Here is a 250-nt window from a genome sequence, read left to right on the forward strand (position 1 = left end):
GCGACATCACTGTTGATGCTCAAGCTGTCGATCAAAACGGTCAAACCGTTACCGATGCTGACACTGACAACATGGACGCCACCGCGGGTTCTATTGATGTGGCCCTCACCATCAATGATGGCGCAGAGACAGCTGACATTTCTGGTACCACCACTGATGTGGCGCCAAACAGCACAGTCACGCTAACCCTGACTGATAGCGCTGGCACAGTGCAAGTCATCACTGGCGTGACTGTTGATGCCAATGGCGA

Annotated in this window: 1 pseudogene; it reads left to right on the forward strand. The window is 53.6% G+C overall.

From position 1 onward, the window contains the following. Window positions 1–250, forward strand: a pseudogene (locus AB4153_RS20600) (RTX toxin); the annotation flags it as partial.

Source organism: Shewanella sp. 10N.286.52.E4, assembly GCF_041468785.1.
Taxonomy (GTDB): Bacteria; Pseudomonadota; Gammaproteobacteria; order Enterobacterales; family Shewanellaceae; genus Shewanella; species Shewanella electrodiphila.